The sequence below is a fragment of the Xanthomonas sp. Leaf148 genome (assembly GCF_001423585.1).
Taxonomy (GTDB): Bacteria; Pseudomonadota; Gammaproteobacteria; order Xanthomonadales; family Xanthomonadaceae; genus Xanthomonas.
This window is the reverse complement of the sequence record NZ_LMOP01000001.1, coordinates 141,157-162,994: the sequence shown is the minus strand read 5'-3', so window position 1 is coordinate 162,994 and position 21,838 is coordinate 141,157. Positions and strand designations below refer to the sequence as shown.

General features: G+C 58.4%; 18 protein-coding genes. 6 read left to right on the top strand and 12 right to left on the bottom strand.

Translation table 11 applies throughout. The features are described 5' to 3' along the window. Positions 1 to 173 precede the first annotated feature (173 nt). Positions 174 to 1,571 carry a site-specific integrase gene (locus tag ASF90_RS00665; RefSeq protein WP_055844513.1) on the bottom strand — a complete coding sequence of 466 codons (1,398 nt, stop codon included), beginning with the start codon at positions 1,569 to 1,571 and terminating at the stop codon, positions 174 to 176. Between the two features lie 647 nt (positions 1,572 to 2,218). Here ASF90_RS00665 and ASF90_RS00660 point away from each other — a divergent pair. Next, the gene (locus ASF90_RS00660) at positions 2,219 to 2,962 is read left to right on the top strand and encodes a hypothetical protein (protein ID WP_055844511.1); all 744 of its coding nucleotides are present in this window, start codon (positions 2,219 to 2,221) and stop codon (positions 2,960 to 2,962) included. 517 nt (positions 2,963 to 3,479) lie between these two features. Continuing rightward, positions 3,480 to 3,704, top strand: a complete 225-nt coding sequence (locus tag ASF90_RS24025) for a hypothetical protein (protein WP_055844507.1) — start codon at positions 3,480 to 3,482, stop codon at positions 3,702 to 3,704. A 41-nt stretch (positions 3,705 to 3,745) separates the two neighbouring features. On the opposite strand, the gene ASF90_RS23750 is transcribed toward ASF90_RS24025, so the two are convergent. Together ASF90_RS23750 and ASF90_RS00645 are read right to left on the bottom strand one after the other, a co-directional pair. Further along, positions 3,746 to 4,162 carry a hypothetical protein gene (locus ASF90_RS23750; RefSeq protein ID WP_055844504.1) on the bottom strand — a complete coding sequence of 139 codons (417 nt, stop codon included), beginning with the start codon at positions 4,160 to 4,162 and terminating at the stop codon, positions 3,746 to 3,748. After that, positions 4,159 to 4,437: a hypothetical protein gene (locus ASF90_RS00645; RefSeq protein ID WP_082473364.1), complete on the bottom strand. Its 279-nt coding sequence runs from the start codon at positions 4,435 to 4,437 to the stop codon at positions 4,159 to 4,161. The genes ASF90_RS23750 and ASF90_RS00645 overlap by 4 nt, the downstream gene beginning before the upstream one ends. Positions 4,438 to 4,920: 483 nt before the next feature. Here ASF90_RS00645 and radC point away from each other — a divergent pair, with 483 nt between their 5' ends. Then, positions 4,921 to 5,400: a DNA repair protein RadC gene (gene radC, locus ASF90_RS00640; protein WP_055844501.1), complete on the top strand. Its 480-nt coding sequence runs from the start codon at positions 4,921 to 4,923 to the stop codon at positions 5,398 to 5,400. Positions 5,401 to 5,502: 102 nt separating this feature from the next. Here the strand turns inward: radC and ASF90_RS00635 are convergent, their stop codons facing one another. Continuing rightward, positions 5,503 to 5,919 (bottom strand): hypothetical protein, encoded by a 417-nt coding sequence (locus ASF90_RS00635; protein WP_236699175.1) that lies wholly within the window; start codon positions 5,917 to 5,919, stop codon positions 5,503 to 5,505. Between the two features lie 132 nt (positions 5,920 to 6,051). On the opposite strand from ASF90_RS00635, the gene ASF90_RS00630 reads away from it, so the two are divergent. Together ASF90_RS00630 and ASF90_RS00625 are read left to right on the top strand one after the other, a co-directional pair. Further along, positions 6,052 to 6,711 (top strand): DUF1629 domain-containing protein, encoded by a 660-nt coding sequence (locus tag ASF90_RS00630; protein ID WP_055844497.1) that lies wholly within the window; start codon positions 6,052 to 6,054, stop codon positions 6,709 to 6,711. A 37-nt stretch (positions 6,712 to 6,748) separates the two neighbouring features. Continuing rightward, a complete protein-coding gene (locus ASF90_RS00625; protein ID WP_055844494.1) occupies positions 6,749 to 9,328 on the top strand; it encodes an XVIPCD domain-containing protein in 2,580 nt (859 codons plus the stop codon). A gap of 172 nt (positions 9,329 to 9,500) precedes the next feature. Here ASF90_RS00625 and ASF90_RS00620 read toward each other — a convergent pair whose 3' ends face one another. Together ASF90_RS00620 and ASF90_RS00615 are read right to left on the bottom strand one after the other, a co-directional pair. Beyond that, positions 9,501 to 10,745, bottom strand: a complete 1,245-nt coding sequence (locus ASF90_RS00620) for an HNH endonuclease (RefSeq protein ID WP_082473363.1) — start codon at positions 10,743 to 10,745, stop codon at positions 9,501 to 9,503. A gap of 646 nt (positions 10,746 to 11,391) precedes the next feature. After that, positions 11,392 to 11,718: a conjugal transfer protein TraD gene (locus tag ASF90_RS00615; protein ID WP_055844493.1), complete on the bottom strand. Its 327-nt coding sequence runs from the start codon at positions 11,716 to 11,718 to the stop codon at positions 11,392 to 11,394. A gap of 256 nt (positions 11,719 to 11,974) precedes the next feature. On the opposite strand from ASF90_RS00615, the gene ASF90_RS00610 reads away from it, so the two are divergent. Next, positions 11,975 to 13,561, top strand: a complete 1,587-nt coding sequence (locus tag ASF90_RS00610; RefSeq protein ID WP_055844490.1) for a MobA/MobL family protein — start codon at positions 11,975 to 11,977, stop codon at positions 13,559 to 13,561. Positions 13,562 to 13,606: 45 nt separating this feature from the next. Here ASF90_RS00610 and ASF90_RS24465 read toward each other — a convergent pair whose 3' ends face one another. From ASF90_RS24465 to ASF90_RS00580, 6 genes are all read right to left on the bottom strand, one after another. After that, complete coding sequence (locus tag ASF90_RS24465) at positions 13,607 to 13,975, bottom strand: hypothetical protein (protein ID WP_055844487.1); 369 nt, start codon at positions 13,973 to 13,975, stop codon at positions 13,607 to 13,609. A gap of 209 nt (positions 13,976 to 14,184) precedes the next feature. After that, the gene (locus ASF90_RS00600; RefSeq protein ID WP_055828817.1) at positions 14,185 to 14,982 is read right to left on the bottom strand and encodes an NYN domain-containing protein; all 798 of its coding nucleotides are present in this window, start codon (positions 14,980 to 14,982) and stop codon (positions 14,185 to 14,187) included. A 12-nt stretch (positions 14,983 to 14,994) separates the two neighbouring features. Then, positions 14,995 to 16,605 carry a restriction endonuclease gene (locus ASF90_RS00595; protein ID WP_201782810.1) on the bottom strand — a complete coding sequence of 537 codons (1,611 nt, stop codon included), beginning with the start codon at positions 16,603 to 16,605 and terminating at the stop codon, positions 14,995 to 14,997. Between the two features lie 75 nt (positions 16,606 to 16,680). After that, positions 16,681 to 20,094 carry an AAA domain-containing protein gene (locus ASF90_RS00590; RefSeq protein WP_236699174.1) on the bottom strand — a complete coding sequence of 1,138 codons (3,414 nt, stop codon included), beginning with the start codon at positions 20,092 to 20,094 and terminating at the stop codon, positions 16,681 to 16,683. A gap of 349 nt (positions 20,095 to 20,443) precedes the next feature. After that, a complete protein-coding gene (locus tag ASF90_RS00585) occupies positions 20,444 to 20,917 on the bottom strand; it encodes a hypothetical protein (protein ID WP_236699173.1) in 474 nt (157 codons plus the stop codon). A 114-nt stretch (positions 20,918 to 21,031) separates the two neighbouring features. Continuing rightward, positions 21,032 to 21,781, bottom strand: coding sequence for an abortive infection family protein (locus ASF90_RS00580; RefSeq protein ID WP_055844480.1), 750 nt, complete (start codon positions 21,779 to 21,781; stop codon positions 21,032 to 21,034). Between the last annotated feature and the right edge of the window lie 57 nt (positions 21,782 to 21,838).

The window sequence follows — 21,838 nt, the reverse complement described above, 5'->3', positions numbered from 1 at the left end:
GCATGCTTTTAGGTCTTCGCGCGCATTTTCTTCCTACTTCGGTGCTGCTCTCTGTAGGGAGCAGCACCGCATTCTAGGCGCGCTGTTGGTGTCGATATCGGTGTTTTTATGCGCTACCTGATCTGTAGGGGCGGCCAAGTTGTCCGCCTGAGCGGCCGTATGTATCGGCTCTATTACGGGTAGAACTTCGCATCCTTGCCCAGCTGCTTCTTGAACTGCCCACGCTTATATCGCGGCAGCACCACCGGGGGCAAAAAGCGCCCCAGAGCCTCAAATTGCCGTGGCCGTTCTTCAGGGTTCGGGGTCGTCTGGTAGCCTTCAAGCACCGTAAAGCGCTTGTCTTCCGAATGACCTGTGATCGTAGCCACGTCCTCCTGCGGAACCCGGGCATGCTTGAGCTTGGTGGAAAGCGTGTGGCGAAAGGCATGGAAACCAAGCCCTTTGCCAAAGCCTAGTTTCTTGAGGTAGGCGCTGAACTGGATGACCAGGCCTTGGCTATAGCGCGCACTGGTTTCACCTGACGCGTTACAAATGCCTGAAGATAGGTTGGGGAACAGCCGGGCGTGGCCGCATGCCTTGATATCCTCGATGAATTCCAGGAAGCCAGCATCAAGCACCGCCTGGTGTATGGGAATTCGCCGGAGTGCAGACTCTCCTTTTACCGTCTGTCGAGTTTTGAAGTGCTCGTTGCCTGCCAAGTCCTCGTCAGCCGTGAGCTGGATGGCAATGCACCAGATGCCTCGCTCGAGGACGACATCGTGTAGCTTGAGTTGTGCGAGCTCGTTAACGCGCGCGCCGGTGTAAAGCGCCAAGATGGGGCACCACCAGCGATGGGGCCATTTCTTTGCCCAAGCAACGAACGCGCCGGGGTCGAAGATCCTTTGGAGTTCATCTTCTTCCAGGAATCGGTCTGCCTTCTCGCCACGTTCCGGGTCTGTAATCAGGTCTTTTTTGATCTTCCCCATCGCGATCATTGGATTGCCAGGAATGGCGCGGGTTGCCACTAATCGTCTGAAGAAGGCGGATAAACAGAGGTTGTGCTTGTGCAGCGTGGCGTGGGACACCCCTTGGGTGCCGTTGGCTTGGCCCAGTGCAATCACTTCGTCCACAGTCAGGGCGCATAACTTGGGGTCTTGGAGAAATCGGGGCGGCGCCCAGCGGAGGAGATCCCATAGGCGGTCAACATGCGTGTGGTCGATTCGCGATACAGGAATATCCCCGATCGCCAGGAGGAGTAGCTTCAGAGTACGGGCGTAGTCATTAATAGTGCTGGACTTCAAGTAGCATCGGCTTTGGTGCCTCGAGAAGTCTTCGATCTCGATAGACAGGAGGCGTGCAGGGCTACCTGGCGGAAGCAGCTCGGCGTATCGCGTGCCATGCTTGCCACTCCGGATGCGGGCAGTCTTGCTCAACACCGTATTGATAAGGTCCTGGGCATTGAACGCGCCCTCACGGTTGGTGATTGTGATCTTTTCAAACGTTACTCGGCCAATCTTGATCCCTTCCAAAACAAGGCCGCCGTTTGGTGTGTCGATGTAACTGCTGATGATGTCGTTAAGCGGATGAGTCATTGCGTTGCTTCCATTGTTTACAATGGAAGTACGGATACAACGATCCGCCCAAACGTCAATCGAAATTGAACGGCTTTTTATTTCCTCATGCAAACTCTGGAGGCGGCTAAGTAGAGTCTTTCCTTGGCCTGAAGATCCGATCTAGTTCTTCAGGTAAGACCTATGCCTGGCAAGGGATTCGAGGCGCTAAGTGCTCACGGCTGCATAGTCATTGGGATACTGTTTAATTTTTATGGGCGAGGCAGAGGTCCTGGTTTGTTAGCTTGTAATATGTACCATTCTTAAATTACAGGAAATTTTTGTTAGTATTATTTTGAGATACTGAGGGTGATTAAGGAAATTGACTAACATGGATCACTTCGAGGGCGTGGTATTGGACTACCTCCGAGCCGACCGCTCGCTGTTCGTCAGTAGCGAGTGCTGCATCTAGCTCAACAAGAGTGCCAACCCGGCCACCGGCGGTCTGCACTGGTATTGCTGAGTAACGGCATGCCGTGCCGGGAACTGGCTTTGAAATTTCTGCTAAAGGTCTCGGTCCCAAAGGCGATTCATGGTCATCATATACGTGCCTCATGGCTGCCAACGGCAGCGTGTGAGAAACGGCGTAATTGGTAATTCCATGCTGTCTAATTCGGTAAGAGGCGCCAATGTCTAATGAAGGTAAATGTCTGAATCACATCTTTCGCGTTGCTTTAGTCCTGGCGATTTGTATAACGCCACCTATCGCTCAGGCAGCTCCGGCTGATGGCATTCCAGCCGGTGATTGGCGCGGAATCCTGCCCGCTAGCGGGGCAGGGGGGCCGGTTTATGTCCGCTTGAGCGAGCGCGCTACAGGTGCCAGCGGCCCCCAGGTCGCGGACTTGCAGTTTGGGCCTCCCTTCAACTGCGCTCTTGAGTTGCGGGCGCAGAACGATGGTTACGCAATGCTGTCGCGCAATGGTGGCAAGTTTTGTGATGCGCAGACCGGTAGACAGGCTCAGCTTCGGGTGTTGGATGAGACAGCAGAGAGCATAGAGCTCACACTGCTGGGGCATGAGCAGCCTCTGGTCGTCACCCTGGACCAGAAAAGGGAAGGGTTGGCTGAAGCGGGTCGCTGGCGAGGTGCTGGCCTTATCGCCGCACAGTTAGAGATTGTTGCGACCAGCGTCCGGCCTGGGGATGTGCTTGGCCGCCTGCGCTATGGCGCTCCTAGGGATTGTCAAGTCGAGTTGCGATACGCCGGCCGCGTCGATGGAGCGTTGACCGCATGGATCGGCGCTAATGACCGCGGATATTGCCGTCAGCTCAGCGACGGCCAAGCCGCCATCCAGATTCGTCCGGATGGCAGCGCGACGCTTTCGATGTTCGTCAAGGGTCAACGCGACACGCTGCTTTTTGAACGTGTGCCTTGATGCGCGCTAGGTATCGCTACGCACACGACCGCGCCAGCAATCACGTTCTTGGAGGATGTCGTGCCCTGGCGCTACCGGGCTTTGAATCGGGGTGCCTACGAAGACCCGGCCGAACAATGAGTCGCTCGGCCTCGGCCAAGCCGGGTTTCAATTGCGTAGGTGACAAGTGACGCGCGGCTCAGAACTTCCTGACAGCCTAAGGGGTGTGAGACCTATGGTTTCAGCAATGCCACAGGAGCAATCTGATGCTGCCGGACGCGGGACCGATGGTCGCTCACCCCGCGCGACGCTTGAGCAGCGTCGTGCCGGCAACCCACAAGGAGTTCGATCGTTGGCTGCGCCCAAGTAGGTTGGAGGCATAGCCGCCCTACGTGCTACCTCCGATTAAAGCCAGGCGCCGGTAGGTGCGAGGCATCTAGTTAGCCCGCACGCTGTCAGCGCACGATCGTGGCGCTTCTGCCGTATCAGGGTGAGGGCGCGTCTCAGGTGATGCGACCGCACTGCCGATACTTAGCTCATGGACCGAGCCGAGCTACGCCTTCACCTCGAACGCCTGGATGCAGCCGTGCCGACATTGCGGGCGTCGAGTCCTGATCGCCGCCACTTTCGGCGAGCTTTTACAGTCATGGCCGCCGCCATCGAGAGCAAGGCAGCGACGAGCGAGGACGCCCAATTCGTTGGCCGTCGGGCCGAGGAAATTTTGTCCTGGCACGGGCTCACCAGCACTGACGAACCAAGCTAAAAGCGCAAATGGCCAAGGCGCTGCGTGTTGAACACCCTTGGCTACCGGCCGCCCTGAAACTTGAACGTGAAACGAGCGGCAGATGCTGGGACGGCCTCCCCACTGAGGGGCACGGGTGTGGCGTCTACCAGCGTCAACATGCCATCGGCCACAGGGACCGGCATACCCAACGTGAGGTCGATCTGCTTAGACCAGCCGCCCCCTATCACGGTTGCCCTAACGATCAACCGGCCCTCCACGATGCACTGAACATCAGGCGGACAGCGGCTGTCTTCGATGACGCTATCGGGACGAACCCTGGGCCCATCGACCGCCGCAATCTCGCCCAGACCCACGGGGCCTTCGATGGGCGGGCTGGTGACGGGGCCAGTCGCTGCGCACCCGACAAGTGAGACGACCAAAAGCATTGCAAGCACCAGGCTGCGCAAGTGGCGGATACGCTTCATGGCGGCGGTCATGCTCGCGTGTTGTGGAGATAAAAGCTGATGTTCTCGGCGAGCTGCGCATAGGCCTCGATCGCGTCAATGTGATGGAGCATCACGTCACCGTGGTGCTTGCGCGTGAGCGCCAGCATCGCGGTCTCAAACTCCAATGCTTCAGCAGGCAGGTCGACCACCTCGAAGGCGGCAGCTAGGGCTAGATGGAAGCGCTGCTCGTCAAGCGGGTGAAAGGTGTGCCACGTTTCCACGCGCATCCACGGGTCCCGGGCGGCCTTCAGTCGTTCATTTCCCATGTCTCGGTGCCAGTCCGAAGATGCATCGAGTGTCCCACAGCTAGGCGGCATTTCGCTGAGATGCGTGCCTCAGCCTACTGCGCCCGAAATGCGTTGAGCATGAGTGCTTTTCGTAGGCCAACGCTCAAGGCTGCTGGCGCTGGCAGCTGTCAGCGGATTGCAAGCGGCGGGATACGGCAGTGGGCGGTAAGGCGAGTGCAGCAGATGGCAATGGCACGCGAGCAGCATGGCAGTCCTCTTGGTGTTTCAACCACGGCCATGACAGTCGCGCATCACTAGCCCTCCACCAGCGCTGGGCCTCTGAAAGGGACCTTAGCTTCGCTGTCCCGACCGCAAGGACAGGCCTCCTTCTCGACGCTGGCGCTCTGTTGCGGCCCTCCGCTGCGCGCCGCTGCCGCGGCGCTCACTCCCGGGTGCGGTAGGGCCGAACGCTTCGCCTGTCGGTTCCCACGAGGCGCACAACGCGCTGGTGGAGAAGAACCGATGAAGCGCACCCAAGACCTGAAGGCTCAATACCAACTCCAGATGGACGAGGAGGGCATCTTGCTCGCCGCCGCGACCATCTTGGAACAGCGCCTTCAACGCCAAGGCCGCATCCACAGCCCCGACCAAGCCGGCGACTACCTGGTTGCCCGCTGCGCACATCTGAGTCACGAAGTCTTCGGGGTCGTCTTCCTCGACACCAAGCATCACATCCTGGCAACCGAACATCTCTTCTTCGGCACGGTCGACGGCTGCGAGATTCATCCCCGAGTCGTCGCACAGCGCGCTCTTGAGCTCAACGCGGTGGCTGTCATCCTCTTCCACAACCATCCGAGCGGCAATCCAGAGCCGAGCGAAGCGGACCGCAAGGTCACCCAGCGCCTGCAGGAAGCCTTGGGCCTCCTGGACATCCGAGTGCTGGACCACTTGGTCATCGGTGGCCAGAAGAGCGTCAGCCTGGCGGCAAGGGGGTGGGCATAGCCCGCCCCTTCATAACCGTCCCTAGAAGCAGACGAGAGCGGCAGTCCGTGCTGCCGCTCCGACGTTCACATCTACCAATCCACGGATCTTCTCTCAAGAGCCTTATTTCTTTGTCGGAATAAGGGTCACAACAAGCTTGGTCCCTTTGGGTAGTTCCGCGCGCAGTTGCGCTTCCATGACTCCATCTTTCAGGTCGAACCAGGGGTCCATGTAGCCGCCTGGGACCTTGAGTAGGTAGTGATAGCTCTTGTATTTGACGCGGCTGTGGATGCACACAATCGTGCCGCTGGGCAGCTTCGCGGGAGGATTCCAGTCTGCAACAACCTTTACATCTTTCTTGTAAAGAGCATGGGCTATTTCGTCGATCTCAAAGCCTTCCGGGTGGTCGTCTATTCCGCTCGACTTTTCCTTTTCCAGTAAGCGCTTTGCCCGCTGATACGGGATGTCCAAGAGAGATGCCACGCAGGCAGCCGCACAACCCCACTCGTCTTCCTGCGATACAAGTCCGTATTTCCGCATTTTTCCCAATCCTTTGCCTAGAGTTGTCGGATTGTAGGGCGGTCCACCCGGTAGCAAACAACCCATGCTCGGTTGTCCATCGCGAAGCCTAGGGCGGTAAACTCCTGGTCAGAGCAATGGATGAACACCCACATGGAGGAGACCGAACGCATGGAAACGAAGACGACCAACGAACCGAAGGCCGGTGAGTTCTTCCAATTGCGGCCCGATGCTCGCCGAGGCGGCAAGGGGCATGGAGTAATTTTTGAGAACGAAAAAGCCCTGCGAACGCCGCCCCGCCTCATCTTGAAGCCAGAGGACGGCGGATTCCCTCCGATGCGCGAGACCCCGCGCTTGGTCTACGTTCCCAGTGAAGGTGTGCCTCCTCAGGACCTGGAAGGCGGCTTCAGTGGCTACTGGTTGGTCTCCGAACGGCTCCGCCAAGCCATGGAGTCAGTGGACGCGAATGCCTTCGTTTTTGCAGATGCCGACTATCGTCTCGCCGATGGATCGCCAGGGCCAACCGTCTTCCTTTGCGATGTGGTTCGCACGCTAGATGCGTTGGATGAGGGCACCTCTCAGCTCAACATCGAAATCAGTGACGACTTCGAGGAGGGCAAATACTACGATCTCACCGGCGACGTGCGACTAGCCTTCAGGCGCGATGTCCTTGGCTCGGCACACGTATTTAGGCTGCCTTTCCATGGCGGTGTTTTCTGCGATAGAGCGTTCAAAGAAGCTGTCGAAGCTGCAGGCATCGTCACTTCGAACGAGTCCAATGGTCTTTGGTTCTACGACACGGTGAACTGCTGATCCACGCGTCAAGGCCACAAGGAAGGGATTCTGAGCCATGCCGAACTATCGGACGCTTTTTCAAGACCATCACAACATCGAACAGCAGACGCTGAAAAACAGCGAACTGTTGGCGAAGTTGCAAGAGGTGGGTAAGTTCCATATTCATGCGCCTGAAAACCGCTTGTTCCTCCCTGCCAGTCCTCAGCTGGCGGACGCTATCGGTGTTACGCCACACAGTGGCGGACCGTTAGCCGAATACCAAAACGGCATGCTTGAGCGATTAGAGCGGCTGCAGTCGACACGAGACGGCCGACTGGCGTTGAGCGGCGACACGGACGCGATAGACCGGGTCGCAAAACGTGTCGAACAGCTGCGCGATACCGTTAAGGTTGGGCTGATCAACAACGACTTGAATACCAACACGCCCGTTGGTGAGCTTCCGGCGCAAACCAATCAGAGGGTGCGCCAGTTTTTTCGTGATATCCCAGCCTACTATCAGAGCCATGCCCAGCAGATCGATGACCTGAAGGGGTTCACTCAAGTGGACCATGGCTGGGGAGCGGTCGTGCACTCTGAGTCTCGAATTGTTACTACGCTCAACCAGATTCAGACCAGCAATAGCGCGATCGTTCGAGGTGGAAATATCGAGCTTCAGCGCAGCGGGTTGTCGCTTGCCATCAATAACGCCCATCACGACGGGCGCATCGTGATGTCCGAGCGAGGCATCCTAGTAGTCGAGCAAACCCTGGGAGAGGAAGCCGCACAAAACCTCCGTGTGCCTCGCGGGCAGCGCGGTGATGTCGCCATGCAGCTGTTGATGGGCGAGGCCTCTGCTCGGGGCCTGACGCGTGCAGGCGGACTTCTGACCACGGGCACGGATGCGGTCATGACCGCACGCACGGCGGCTGCGCTGATGGAGCAGGGCAACACCACGGCTGCGCAGTCGGAGGTTCAGCACGCCATTGCTCGCAATGCAGGCGGCTGGGCCGGCGGTGCATCCACGGCCGCAGCACTGGGCGGAACCGGCTTCGTGCCTGCGGCGTTGGTGGTGGGCGATGCGGTCTTGATGAGCAAGGCCTTCGACAAAGGCGCCGATTTGCTGGACAACCGCGCCATCTACCACCAGACCGACAAGGCCGGTGTGGATTGGCAATTCAACGGCCGGGATTGGCAGCGCCAAGGCGCTTTCGAGCGCGGGGCCGATGGACGAGACACTCCTAGTCAGGCCCCAGTGGGGGCCAGCTACGCCAAGTCCCAGGAACTGGGTGCGGTGGCGAATGCCAAAGCTGCCGAGTTGGCGCTGGGCAAGGCACCGCCGCCGCAGGATCCGTTCAATCTCCCGGCCAAGCCTAGCGACCAGACGGGACTGGACAACCAGAACTGGCAGCGCAATCCGGCTACCGAGTCCTGGGAACGCCAGGTCAAGACTGGCGTGGCGGGTGCAAGCGACCAGGGTGTTTACGAGCCTCAGGCCGCTACCCCTGCGCAGGCGCAGCGTTTAAACCAGGAATCTCTGGCTCGTATCGAGAACAATATTTCCACTGGTCGCGAGGCTATCACCCAGGCCTACCTGGAAAACCATGCCGCTCAGCGCGGGCAGGACTACGGAGTTGCAGTGCCTGAGGCCGTGGAGAGCGCCCGGGCCAAGCCCGACCAGGTCCAGGGCCATAACGGCCAGCTCTACCAGCGAAACGATGCCGGGCAGTGGGCCGGCAAAGAGGGTATGGCTACTGGCAACCTTGCGTTGGAGCTGGAGCTGACGAATCAGATGCGCCAGCCTTCGCTGGAGCGCGCACAGGAGACTTTGGCCGCCATCCAGTCGCGGCCAGCGCCTACGCCCGCGCAGATGGAGCACAACGAGCTCCTGCATCGATACCGGGCTGCGGGCGTTGACCTCAATGCCCAGGAGAACAACCTTCAGGCGGTGGAGCTGGCCACCCAGCGCACCAAGCAGACCGAAGGCCTTGCCGGCCCGACGATGCAGCAGCTGAAGCCGAACGAGCAGGGGCAATACGGCTACGACAGTTCCATTGCCCACTACCAAGTTGGCCAAGACGGGGTTGCCCACCAGGTCGCATTGACAACCGCTGAGGAGCTACGCCAGGCCAAGGCCGAACTAGGCCAGCCCGCTATGGCGCATGTGCCGACGCTGGGCGCGGTGTCGGTGACCGGGCCAGGGCGCAGCAACAATCGCGAGGCAGAGCCGGCGCAGGAGAGGGAGTCTGCTAGTCCGTTACTGGCGGACAACCCCGCGCACCCGGACCACTCCACCTACCAGCAGATCCATTCCTGGGTGCGGGGCACGGGCAACTGGAACGATGAGGAAAGCCGGAACGTGTCGGCGTCGCTCTACAAGCAGCAAGCCGAAGACTCGCTGTTGCAACGGGTCGACCGGGTGACCGGAGGCTTGGGGAACAATGGTGCTCAAAACGTCGTTGCGATCTATGCTCCCTTCGGGGACAAGGGACCGTTCTTCCATGCTCATGTGGACGGGCGCGAGGCCGCCCAGGAGCCTGCCCAGCAGAACTTGCAGCAAGCTGAGGTCATCAAGCAAGATCAGGTGCGCCAACAGGCGCTGGAACAAACCCAGCAGCAGACAGCCCAGCAGGAACAGGGGCCCAGAATTACGATGTAGAAACGGAATGCTCGCGCGGTTTCCATCCGATGATGAATTAAAGATTCAACATGTTTGAGACTAGGCAAAACCTGCGGGGGGCACCTGCTGGTATCAGGGGGGCACCGCAGAAGAGGAAAAGCCACACCCTTGAAGTTGCAATAGCCCACAAGGTGTGGCGACTCCGAGGAGCTTAGGTAGTCACATGCAGTCCGCTCTTTGCCTTAGCCAGCCGGGCATGGTTAGCCAAGTGCTCCGGATTAGGATGCAATGAGTGCGCGCTAGGGAGACGCAGAAAATTTCCGTCTAAATCTTCGTAGTCGGTTCCTATCAGAGAGGGAGCTACTGCAATGTGGTGCTCTGTGGTGATCCAAATAAGTCCAAGATCAAACAGCGTGTGGATGTCTGCGCGTAGAAGCAGTCCGTTGTCTACCCGGTTCGTATGATCTCCTCTGTAAGGGCAAATGTGAGCAGCCTCTAACACTGCTATCGCGTTGCTTCCAGTGATGGCGCAGCGTCGCTCGTAGGCCTCAAGTAGCTGATGCCTGAAAGTGGATTGGCCCCGCCGTTGGGCCACTGCCGTAAGGGCCCACACACGCGCGTCATAATCCGAGTCAAGAGGCGGTAGGTGTTCAAATGCATGGCCCAAGGCCTCGGTCTCGGCCAAAACGATTTCGCTCTCTGGAAGCTGCACTGCTTCCCAGTCGCCTTCCCCGTTCCGCTGCAAATCCCAGTGCCCATGAATTTCTGGCCTGAAGACTTGATATGTCACGCTGCGACGTTTTCCGTGGCGGAACAGCCGGTCTCTTGGATGCCCGGAGTCAGAGTGCCAGTTCTTTCTTGATTTATCGAAATGCCGCCTATTGGCATCGTTAACCGTCAGAAAAGACAGATTGGCACCCAAGTCTGAGTGGTCTTCTTCGCCATAGTTTTGGCTCAGCCAATGTTTGATTTGAGCAAGAGAAGAGGGCTCTTGGAGCGCCGCCACGGCTTCAGTAACATGCCAATACTTCGCCGAGACTTTTCGCCGACGTTCGTCTTCGCCAATGGGTAGCTGGCCGGTATGCTTGAAGGTTAGCTTAAATCCGTCAGCTTCGAGCGTCTCAACCCGTCCAACCAACGTGAAGTCGGGTTCGAAATCGTTTGTCAAACGTGTGGCGTTTCCCAACTCAACCTCACGTGGGTCATCGGAAGATGCCACAACGACGCGGATAGGAATGTTCTGCTCAAATGACAGTCGTAGGTGCTTTAGAAACGTGTGCTTTCCGGCACCTTTCCAGTAAGTCGTTCCACTCTCATAGCTCAACCTTCCGGGCGAGAAGTCATGTTCCCAGAGGCTGACTATCACCTGCCTTGGCTCTTCTGAGATTGCCGAATAGGTGAACTGCGGATTGAGCAGCTCTACGCCGTATTGGCGGAAAGCTTGAGTGATGCGCATGCGATTTCCTTTTCTAAATGGCACCAAGCGACTGGTGATTACATCAAAATAGGTTTGATTTTCTGAACTAGTTTTGAGCGGATGCCCGGTCATAATAGCGACGTCGGCGCATGGACTACCATAGCGCGTGCTTTGAGATTCAACGAGCGCGGATGCCATTTGTTCTTTGCAATTTCTCGACTCACTCTCGCTAGGTAAGCGTCGGGCGAGGGTGGCGGCGTAACCCTATGCCGTCTTTGGTTGCACACCACGTGCGCAGCAACGACGTTCTCTCGTGTGTCACTTCCTCCATCTTGCTTTGCGAGCAGATGCTCCGCCGAGCATTGGAACGGCCGCGCAGAGCGCGGGCGCAAGCCCAGTTCGTCTGGCGAGGAGAGCCACATCGGACGGCAGCAGTAGAAGCAGCGGCCATGCTGTGCATGGAAGGCAAGGATGCGAAGGGTCTTGAGGCGTTTCTTGCTCATGGGAAGCTCCGGAATCGAAAGGATTCCCGTGCCCCCATTGGGTGGACCTCGGGCACCCGGAGCCGTTTGGCATGCGGGCACAACACCGGAGGGATTCCCCCACTGGCAGTCACTTTGTAGCTCAACTTTTGGAAGGCCGCAACTTATCGCCCCGCAAGCAAACGCGAGCTTTGAGAACCAGGTTAGTGCGTTCTTGGGCTTTCGTCGGCGCTGGCGATCGCCATTCGCAGCCCTCCAAGCGAGCGGGCGTGGTTTCGAGTTGCGTGATCATTTCGGTTTTCCATATGGGCCAGCAACGCGCCTAACAACTCGTTGTCCTCTAGCGCTTCTGCCCCTGCAAGGAAAACAATCTCTGCCACCCGCTTGCGTCGTTTGCTTTCCTCGCGGCGCTTCATTTCCTTCGCTTTCACTGCGTGGCGCTGATTGACTAAAAGCTCCTTCGCTTGAAGTTGAGCCAGTCGTTCCGTGGCACGTTGAATTTGGTCGTGATAGTGATTCGTGGTGGTCATGCGTTGCTCCGGTAGTCTTGCCTTGAGTGAACCAGGGAAAAGCGTCCCGTCAAGTTTCCAGCGGCTCCGAATTTTTCGTGTCGCCGAAACTGAAAAGATCTGAAAAACAAGGCTTAAAAGAAAGAAGCAAGAGCGCACTTATGCAATGTTTCACATTGCGCGCGCAAAGGGCTCCGCCCCTTGGACCCCAAGCGCTCCGCGCTTGCGCAAATCAAAAGCCACGGCATAAAGAGAGCAACCTCATCCGGAGCTCTGCATGGCCATCTACCACTCTCGCGTCAAAGTTTTTAGTCGTTCCCGCGGCGACTCTGCTGTGGCCGCAGCCGCTTATCGGGCTGGACTGCTTCTTATCGATCACCTCACCGGCCAGCGCCACGACTACCGCCGACGAGGTGGAGTCGTGACATCCGAGTGTCTCGCTCCCCAGGACGCGCCCGACTGGGCGCTCGTCCCGGCCGAGCTCTGGCAAAAGGCCGAGGCGGCGGAGAACCGAAAAAACTCGGTCGTGGCCCGCGAGTTCGAGGTGGCGTTGCCGCACGAGCTCAATGACGAACAACGGTCCGATCTCGCTGTGGCCATTGGGCAAGCCCTGGTCGCCCGCTACGGTTTCGCTTTGCAGGCCAGCATCCACTCCCCGGGCTCACGGGATGGGCTGAACCATCACGTCCATCTGCTGGCCACTACGCGTCGGCTGACCAGCGAGGGCTTCGCCGAGAAAACGAGGGAGCTGGACGGCGGAGCGTCGGGGAAGATCGAGATCGAGTGGATCCGCCAAGCCATTGCATTCACCATCAACGAGCACTTGGCCGCTGCCGGCATCGATGCTCGGGTCGACCACCGCCGCCTGGAGGTCCAGGCTGAAGACGCCCTGGCTCGCGGCGACTGGGCCGAAGCCATGGTGCTGTCCCGGCAACCCACCAAGCACATGGGCAAAGCGGCGTCCGCCCTCGAACGCCGAGGCGTGCTTACAGAGCTGGGCGCCGAGAACGCGCGCATCGTTCGAGAAAACGAAGAGGCCTTCGAACGGTTGCTCGCGCAAGCCGACCAGGAGGGCAGGGCAGTTCCAGGCTCCAATGGTCATAGCCATGACCAAGCGCAGCGCGACCGTCGACGCCGGGCTGGCTCCAAGAACGACCTCCGAACTTCTGTGCCTGGATTGGAAATCCACGGACTTCGAGGCATGCGCCTGTCCGAGGCGCTTGGTTGGTCTGCAGAAGAGATGGAACCGCGACCAATGCGCTCCATCGGAGAGTTGGTCATGGAAGCGGCTCGTGACCTGGCAGAGATCCTCTCGACTCGGTCCGACTTGGTGTTGGTGGCAACTCAGCGACTGTTGCGGAACTGGACGGCGCAAACGGCGACGTTTGTCGACAACGCCGACCTTCGCCGAGGACTTGATGGGCTGGTCGAACGACTGGGCCGCCTCAAGCGCAGCATGGTGAAGTTCGCCCAACGAACCAGCGCCTTGGGGCGTGCGAAGAAGCTCTTCCACCTAGCTGAGCAGGCATGGGAGCAGTTCAACGGCGACCATCCTCGCCCCGATGGCGAGTGGTCCTCTCAAGAATGGGAAAAGCGACGAGGACGGCGGTTAGCCGTGCTGGAAAAACGAACAGCCGAACTGGCGACAGCCCGGGCAGCGGTCTCCGAGCAGCGGTGGAACGACTACGAGAACGAGATTGAGATCCGCGCCGCTCAGGTGGAGCAGTGGAGCGAGGCGATGCTTGCCAGTCCAGAGTTCGACTCCGTTCCTCGCTCTGTTGCGCCGATCAACGCTGCCCCAGCAGTGCCCAAGCTCTCCCCGATGCCAGTGCCGCACCCAACACGTCGACGGCCGCGGCCCTGATGGATATCGAAAGCCCCGCAGATGCGGGGCTTTCTTCCCTGGGCCCTAGCGGCAGGCGCGAGGGCGAGGGCGCAAGTCTGCGCGTTCAATCCCAATGGGCTCCTTGGGGCGGGGGACATTGTCCTTGTCCTTCTTCTTGCGCGCTTCTCGCCACTCCTCAATGGAGGTAGGCATGGTCGGCACGACGCTGCGATCCACGGCCGCTCGTTTGACGAGGATGGGTTGAGAAGGTGCCATGGCTGACGCCTGGGTTTGACTGGCCGGCCCTGGCGCGCCGAGCCGTAGCAACTCTGCCGCCAAATCGAGCGCGTATTGGATGTCCTCGACTTGGTTCGGGGGAAGGCGTGTGGTGTGTTGCTGGAGGAGGTGGCCGAGCAAGCGACTGGCGACTTGGATTTGCGTTTGGTGGTGCATGGGTGCTCCTGTGTTGGGTAAGCCCTCATCCAACCAAGAAACGGTGCTTACGCAAGAGCTCGCTTGTGGCTGCATTTCACAAATTTGAATACGCGAAGAAATTCGATGGCAGTTATGCCATTTGACGAATAGGAAAGATTTCAACTGGGTCGGCGTCCCCGATTTGTCGTTTGTAGAAGCACATGGTCCGCTGGAGGCAACGGGAGTAATCACGCCGTATCGGCGGGTTCTGGCTTGTGCGCGATGCTGACCGACCAGCCGCCGGTCTCCTCCCGTTGCGTGGTCAGCAGGTCGTAGGTTTTCACCATGTTGAGCAGACCGGAGTGGCCGTAGAGGTTGGGTGAGAAAGACGGGTCAGTGCGTTTGAGGTATTGGCCCAGTGCTCCCAATCCAACCTTGCCTTCAGAGGTGTCTCCCGTCAGCAGGGTGACGGCTTCAACCAAGAACCGAGGGCGGCGCTTGGGTAGCGGCTTGGCTTCAGCGCGGGGCGCTTCTTCTTTCGCCGCCTCCGATTTCAGGACAGGAAGTTCATTGCCCTGGACTTCGGGTGCTGCCGCTTCCTTGGCCTTCCGGTCCCATTCGAAGAACTGGTCGCAGGCGTTGCGCAAAGCATCCGGGGTCTTGGGCTCGCCCACGATGAAGACCGTTGCCCCACGCTCCCGGAGCTTGCGGCAGAGGTAGGAAAAGTCGGAGTCGCTGGTGACCAAGCAGAACGTGTCGGCTCGGCTGTCGAACAGTGCCTCCAAAGCGTCTAGTGCCAGAGCGATGTCTGCGGTGTTCTTGCCGGAGGCGTATTGGTATTGAAGGCATGGAGTGAACGCCTGGCGGACCAGAACTTCCTGCCACTTGTTGGCGAGCGTGTTGTGGTTGCCATACCCACGGCGAAGCACGACCCGACCGAACTGCGCCACCATGAGTAACGCGTGCTCAACGATGTCGGTCGGCACGTTGTCGCAGTCGACCAATACAGCCACGCGAGATTCGTGCGGGAGGTTTGAGTTGCTCATGTTTGCGCGTCCCTAGGAAGCAATCCGAGCATCCATACCGGTATGCTCACGTAGCAAATAGAGCAATCCACCGCCGTCTATGAGTTCCAGAGGCTTGTTTTTGACGAAGTTGAAGGCGTCTGGCCCATAGCCACTGGTGCACACCAAGATGCCTTTGCTCGCTCCCTCGTTTTGCATGGTTCCATAGAGATCTCGAACAGCACTAATACCCACTGTGTCGCGATACCGTTTTGCTTGGATAACCACCTTCCCACCGAGCACCGGACGGGTATCGAAGGCCACTGCATCCACGCCTCCATCGCGAGAGCTGCGGGTGAGCTTAGTGTCGAGGCCCATCTTCGAAAACAGATTCGCCACCAGCACCTCAAACTCTCCTGGAGTCAGGTCCAGCAGATTTGGTCGCGATTCGAGCGAGGAGAGCACATCCCCCTGCTCGATGAAGCGCTTGTCCACCATGTCGAAGTCGATGATGGGTTTGATCGCCTGGAGCTCGTCTGGACGATTAGAGACCTGGGCGCCTAAGTTTCGGAGGCACGGGATCTTCTCTACACGTTCCAATCGGAGTTCCAGAAACGCTACCTTTGTTGTGCGAACTGAAACCACAGGAACTCGCAACTCGCGGCCGCTGGCGGGGTCGTGGGTGTCGATCATGCCGTTGAAGGTGACCAGCGATAAAGCGTTCGCTTGATCTGCCTCGAAAACTTCGTGCAGGGTTCGAAGCGCAATTGAAGCAATGATGTCCTGATAGAGTGCTTTGATCTCCGCCGGCTTACGGGCCTTGGATTCAATGAGATCCTTCGTCTTGACGTAGCGGTATTCAGCATCTGCAGGAATCGTTGATATTTCTGGTAACTCGTATTCGATGACAAGCTCGGACGAGTCCTGCCCATAAGCAAGTTTGAAGACCTGGGGGAAGCCCTCGGACGGATATTCTGAGCGTGTCAAAACCATCTCGTTGTAGGCCACGATCGCATCGGCATCGTGCGCCATGTAGGCCGATTGGAGAGCATCTATCTCGGTGTCGCGACGTTTGACATCGGCTTCGTAGACTGCTCGTTCCTTTTCGTATTTGGCCTTCAGTCCGGCAACACGATTGCTTTTGGCTCTTTCTTTTTCTTCAAAATCGTTCAGCACGAGCCTATGCGCCGCTGTTGCTTTCGCTACAGCTGCGGCATGACGACCAGAGGCGCCCGGAATGAACCGATAGATGCCCGTGGGGAGCGGAACTGGCTGCATCTCGGGAGGGCGAGCAGGTTGCAGATCCTTTGGTGTCTCGAACCGTTCAAAAGGCTCGACATGCCGAAGGCTTGCAAAGTCGATGGTGTCGTTATGAGACAGCGTATGGGCAAGGATTCCACGCAAGTCCTCCATGCGGTCGGCAAGCTCTGCGTTGAGGTCATCCACCTCTCCCTGGCGGTCATCGAGGTATTCCGCTTTGGCTCGCTTAGCCGATTCTTTTTGTTCACGGTCGAACGCACGTTGATCGCGGACTTGCTGTGCCGCAGCCATGCGAGCATGGCGCTCCAATTGCCTAAAATGCGTTTGACGCATGCGCTCCTGCCGCTTGCGTTCCCTCTCAGCGCTTGCCGCAGCTCGTCCAGCTGCGCGGATGAATCCTTCCAAGCCTGTCCGTCTCCCCATACCTTCCCCCTTGTTTGTCTGATCTTGAAAGCGTTGCGAATACCATCCTATCGTTGCTCAACGCAGCTTTAGATTCAGCGCACTAAATTTCCCAGCGGCTGACCAAAGTGAGCGGTTACCAATCACGTAGACGGCTTCCTTGGCTCGGGTGACGGCGACATTGAGAAGGTTCGGCGTCGCGCCGGCCCATTGCCGGGCACCATTTTGGCCAGGGTCCGGGGCCCCTAGAACGATGATGACGGCCTCCGCCTCTCTTCCTTGGACAGTGTGGACGGTGCCAATCCGCTCGGATGGCCACTTGGAGGCATTTTCCACCCAGCCTTGCAAGACGCCGTCCTGCTTCACCAGCTCTCGAAGGCCATCTTGAACGGCGACAAAGGGCGTGACGATGTAGAGATCAGGGAGAACCGCGTTGTTTCTCAACGTCCTGAGAAAAAGCAACAGCTGCTGGCCTTCCTCCGGTGAGAACTTGTCCCGCGCACTTCCAAGCACATCTATCCAATGGGAGCTGCCCAAGACATCTCGAATGCTCGAGCCCTTAGGAGGCTTTGCCTGGACCATCAACCCGCCATAAGCAATTGTGTTGGAAATCTCGAACATCGGCGACGCACACCGACGGTGGACGAGCAGGGGAGATCCCACCGTCCGGAATCCACCGGCCGTATCGAACGTGGCGCAATAGTCTCCAGCCTCGTCGGCCAAGGTTTGAGCCGACGCATTTGGGGCTCCGAATTTGTCAGGGTCGGCATCAAACTCGCGAAGGACGGCAGCAGTCAGCACGTCAGGCAGCGGAACGACTGGCTCAACTTGCTGCGGATCGCCCACGACCACTGCTCGCTGACATCGAAGCAGGGCACCTACGACTGCTTGCGGCGTCGCTTGCCCTGCTTCATCCACCAGCAGCCAGCCAAAGGTCTCCTGGGGAAGACGTCCCAACATTCGCTCGACGGAAGCAAACGTTGTTGAAATGACCGGCACGACCAGGAACAAGCTGCTCCATAGATGTCCGCTCAAGTGCTGTCGGTCTGGTGCAATGTTGAAGTTTCCTCCGACCAAGGCGTTGATGTTATGGAGAAGGGGCTTAGCTGCTGCGTCGATGAAGGCCCGATGCACTTCCATTGCTGCTTCGAAGACCTCCATTCGAAGCTTCTGTAGCTCACTGTCCAGCCAGGGCACGGCCAGCTGCTTCTGCTCGTGCGGCAGTGAAAGGAAATGCTCGTCCAGCACGTGAGCTCCAGCGCCGATCTGCACCTCGTGGCACTGCTGCTCCGTCGCTTCGCGTTTCTTACGGGCCTTTTCGAGTTCCTGTGAAGCAATCACTGCTTGCTGCCCAGCTGCCCGCGCCAAACCATCTGCCTTGGATTGGGCTTCTACAGCGACGCCTTTCGCCGTCTTTGCGATGTCAGCCTGATGTTTGAGAGGCCCATGCGTGACCTCCCAAGATTTGGCGGACTGGGCACCAAAAAGACGCCTTAGACTGAAAAAACTAGGTCGCTTTTGCGCATGATGGGACAGCGCGGTCTCACACTGCTGTAGCGCCAAAGTTGCGGTCTGTGTATCTCGAACCAAGGCAGCAAGCAGCGACTGTGCCTGGTTGGCATGACTGGATGCCTCCAGATGTTGTTGGCGTTTTTCCTTCTCGTCTTCCCGCAGCTTGGGTAGTTGGATCAAGGCGCCTCGCAAGCTTTCCAGCTGAGACAACCGCGTGGAGCACGCACTGGAGAGTTGCTTGAAATGCTTTCGAGCACGCTCCCAGCGGTCTTGGGCTTCCTTTGGAGTAGATGGCGCACCGCAAAGTTCGGCCAGGCTCTCGGGAGACCCCTCTTCACGCGGTGCGATGCCGCTGACCTGTTTGAGGTAGCGTTCAAGGGAGCGTGGCGAGTCTCCCCAAAATTTCTTTCGGAACGCAGACCGATTGGATGCATTGCCGAGGACCGCTGTCATCAACCCCCATGCCTCTCGGTCCAATAGATCAGAAGCCAACGGCGCGAAATAGCGCAGGGGGGAGTCGCCGGGAATCGCTTGCAGCGATGGCATTTCTGCACTGACGTTCTCGACTGCCTTGTTGTTCGAGCTGGCAACGATCATCTCGAATCCCCGCAAGCTGGCATCCAGCGCGTGAAGCTCCTGGGTCTCTCCCTTGGTCCTCTTTGTCCAACCGACTTTAAAAGCTTGGGTCGGGTCGGTGAACGCGCACATGGCTGTGGCTCGGCGAGTCAGTAAATCCGCCACAATGTCCCGCAGCAGGGTGCTTTTTCCCGTCCCAGGTGGGCCATTGACGCCTAAAATCCCGGGGCCTCCGGACAAACGCCCCGCCGAGTTGACAGCAGCCTGCTGTAACAGGGCAGGGGTATGCGATGCAGGGGTGGGCCATCGACCCAGTGGCACATCGGCTGGAGCCAACGAAGCTTCCAGGGCGGCATCGTCTTTCAATAAGTCCCGTCGTGCTGCTGGCTTCTGGCTGCCCAGATAGAGAGACAACGCTTTGGGGAGTTCGCCTTTGTTGGCGATCTCTCGTGCCTTGGCCAAGTCGCGCAGGTAAAAGCTATTGAGAAGAAGCGGATCTGGAACAATCCGCAACGTGTAGTAGAGGTAATGGGCAACAGCGAATGTCGGGCCGCTTACTTGGTGTCCGGATAACCCAAGGGTGTCTACCAGCCAGGAAGAAGCGCGTTGTAGCGCTTCCCACGTCAGTGGAACTGGGGTCTCTGTTGATGAAACGCCCAACTGCTTGGTGAGGCCTTCGATCAGCCGCGGTTCTTGTTGGGTCCAGGCAGCCAGATCCTTGAGCGACCCTCCCAGGGCGACAGGCAAGCCCCATCCGAACGCGGACAGCGAGACGGGTGCCTCTCCAGCAAGGATTCCTTCCTTGTCCACAAGCAACGAGGCAAGAACAACGTCACCTTTAACGCTCGGGCGTTCAAGACGGGAGTCTTTGAAGCGGTCTATCAATGCAGCGAAAGCGGGCGCGGCAGGAATGGTTGCCAAAACGATGTGGAAATAAATCTTCTGCCTGGGGCGCGAGCTCGCAGGCCCTCTGTCCCAAGGCAGGCGGCCATCGCTGATAGAAACAATGGCTCGGTCCCCCTTCGCCAGGTCGGTAGGGCGGTCATACGTCTGCGGTGACAGCACCTCCAGTGCAGACCACGAAGCAAGCACATCCTTGGGGCGATTGGCATAAATTTTTGGGCGGTGTGCCGAGTCAGGCGGAGCCACGGGTGGAGACCAGAGCCTGTCCCCATCTCCGGTGGCACCTTCGGCCTGCGATGGGGGTTCAGGACGTTCTTGCTCAGCTTCCGGACTCAAGCGAGCCAAGGTCTGCATCACCTCGACCTCCAACTCTTTTGCCCGTGCAGTTCTTCTAAACCCTAGTTCGGTCGCAATGGCGAGCAATACCGGGGAGGCATTCTGGGAAGTGGAAAACAGTTCCTCGAGCTGATCGATGGAGCTGGAAAGATAGGGACGGCTCATCCTTGACTCGGTGGTGATTTGGCTTCGGTCCAGTTTACGCAGAGGAGCGGTGCCAGCGTCGATCTACCTCACAGGCAAGCGGGCGCTAGCAATCGGGCCAAGCCGAAGGCTATGATCGAGGAAACATTGACAGGAAACCTGCCGAGCACGCTTTCTGCAACGGATTGAATGGGTTAAGTAGGAGGTGATCCGATCCCACTCTCTCCGCCAAGTTGAAACCAACCTGTTGATTTTAAATATAATTTTTGGCTTCACGAAGATGTTTGAAAGGGCGTAACTCGGGACAACTTTCCCAGATGCGTATCCCTCATCACGGCGTGTGTTCTGCGCTAGGTTCATCGGTTCTTTTTCAGGACGTGCCTGGTGATTGAAGGCGATGCGTGAGCTGCTCATCCTTTTCAGCCATCTCCAAGAAGCGTTGCACGCAGATCTTGCCCGTCTCCCAGTCGGACAGAACGGTAGGGCCTGCGGCGCGCAAGCTGTCCGGATACTCTTGTGGCCAGTTGCCAAGCTCAGGATGCATCTGGCTGTGCACACTGTCCCAGCGCAGGAGCAGGGAGCGGCTTTCGACGGTCCAGCAAAAGAACTGGGCAAGCTCAGCTAGGTCAGAGCGGAAGTAGGCATCACACGCCGCTACACTCCAATAGTGGCTGATCCGCCCGAGCTGCGTGCCAACCTTCGGGCTCAGTGGGCCGGTGGCTTTGAGGTGCTCCTTGGCGGCCTTGGTATAGCGATCAATGTCGCCCGAGGTTTGAGCGCGTTCAACCCAGGCCCTGCACTCGGGTGCCAGCGCTTTGAGTGATGGGTGGAGGGACATCTGCATGTCAGCGGTTAGTACGCTGATCAGCGCTTAGCTTACCGCTATGGCAGACGCCGTTGAACTCACTTGCAACGGTAGCCTATGGCTATGCAAGCGAATCCCGAACGAGGTTGTTCCTCAACGAAACTTGCTGTCCAAATACTGGAAAACGGTCCTTGCCGCGTTGATTGTCAGCATTGCTTCGTCCTTTTCCAACAACGCTTCGTTGGCATGGGCCAAGCTCGCGTTGTTGCGCGCAGGGTTGAGGCAGTCGATCACACTGCTTAGGCAATTGAGAACCCGCCCCATGGCGTCTGATTGGCTGCCTAAGTCGTTCAGGGCCGGATGCTCTGTTCGAAGGAGTTTGAACAAGTTGGTGATTGTGGCGCCCTGAGGAGGCTCGATGTCTCTCGCATAGCAAACCGCCTTCAGATAAGCATGAAGTGCGATGTGGATCCGATCCACCGCGTGAGTCGGTCCTGCGCTTTGGATGAGCGTGTCGGCATCTGCTAACGCGCGCTTTAAGACATCGCTGGTGATGGCTGGGCTGCTGGCTCGAACAGAAAGCCCATCGGCGCAGCGCTTAGCCATCTGCAAAAGTTGGCGATAAGCCTGAGGGGTCCGAAAATGCTCGGTCCCTTGCGGGTATTTCTGGGCGACACCCCGGAGGATGGCCGCTTGCTGGTGTGCCTTAGCGCCGGTCAGGACAGAAGTGAAACGCTCCCGAATGGTGCTGCCAGCGACCCTATCTAAGTCAATGTCTAGGTCGCAGAATCCGGCGTAGAACTCCCGGTGGGTGCGATGCGAGAAATCGCCCAGAAAACCGCCCTCGACGCCCAGGTATTGATGGACAACCCAGTGGATCTCACTGCTTCGCAACTCGCCCATAGATCCCCCCAATCGGCTGGAACACACGTTACATTCGGAGCATTATAGGCGGACGCA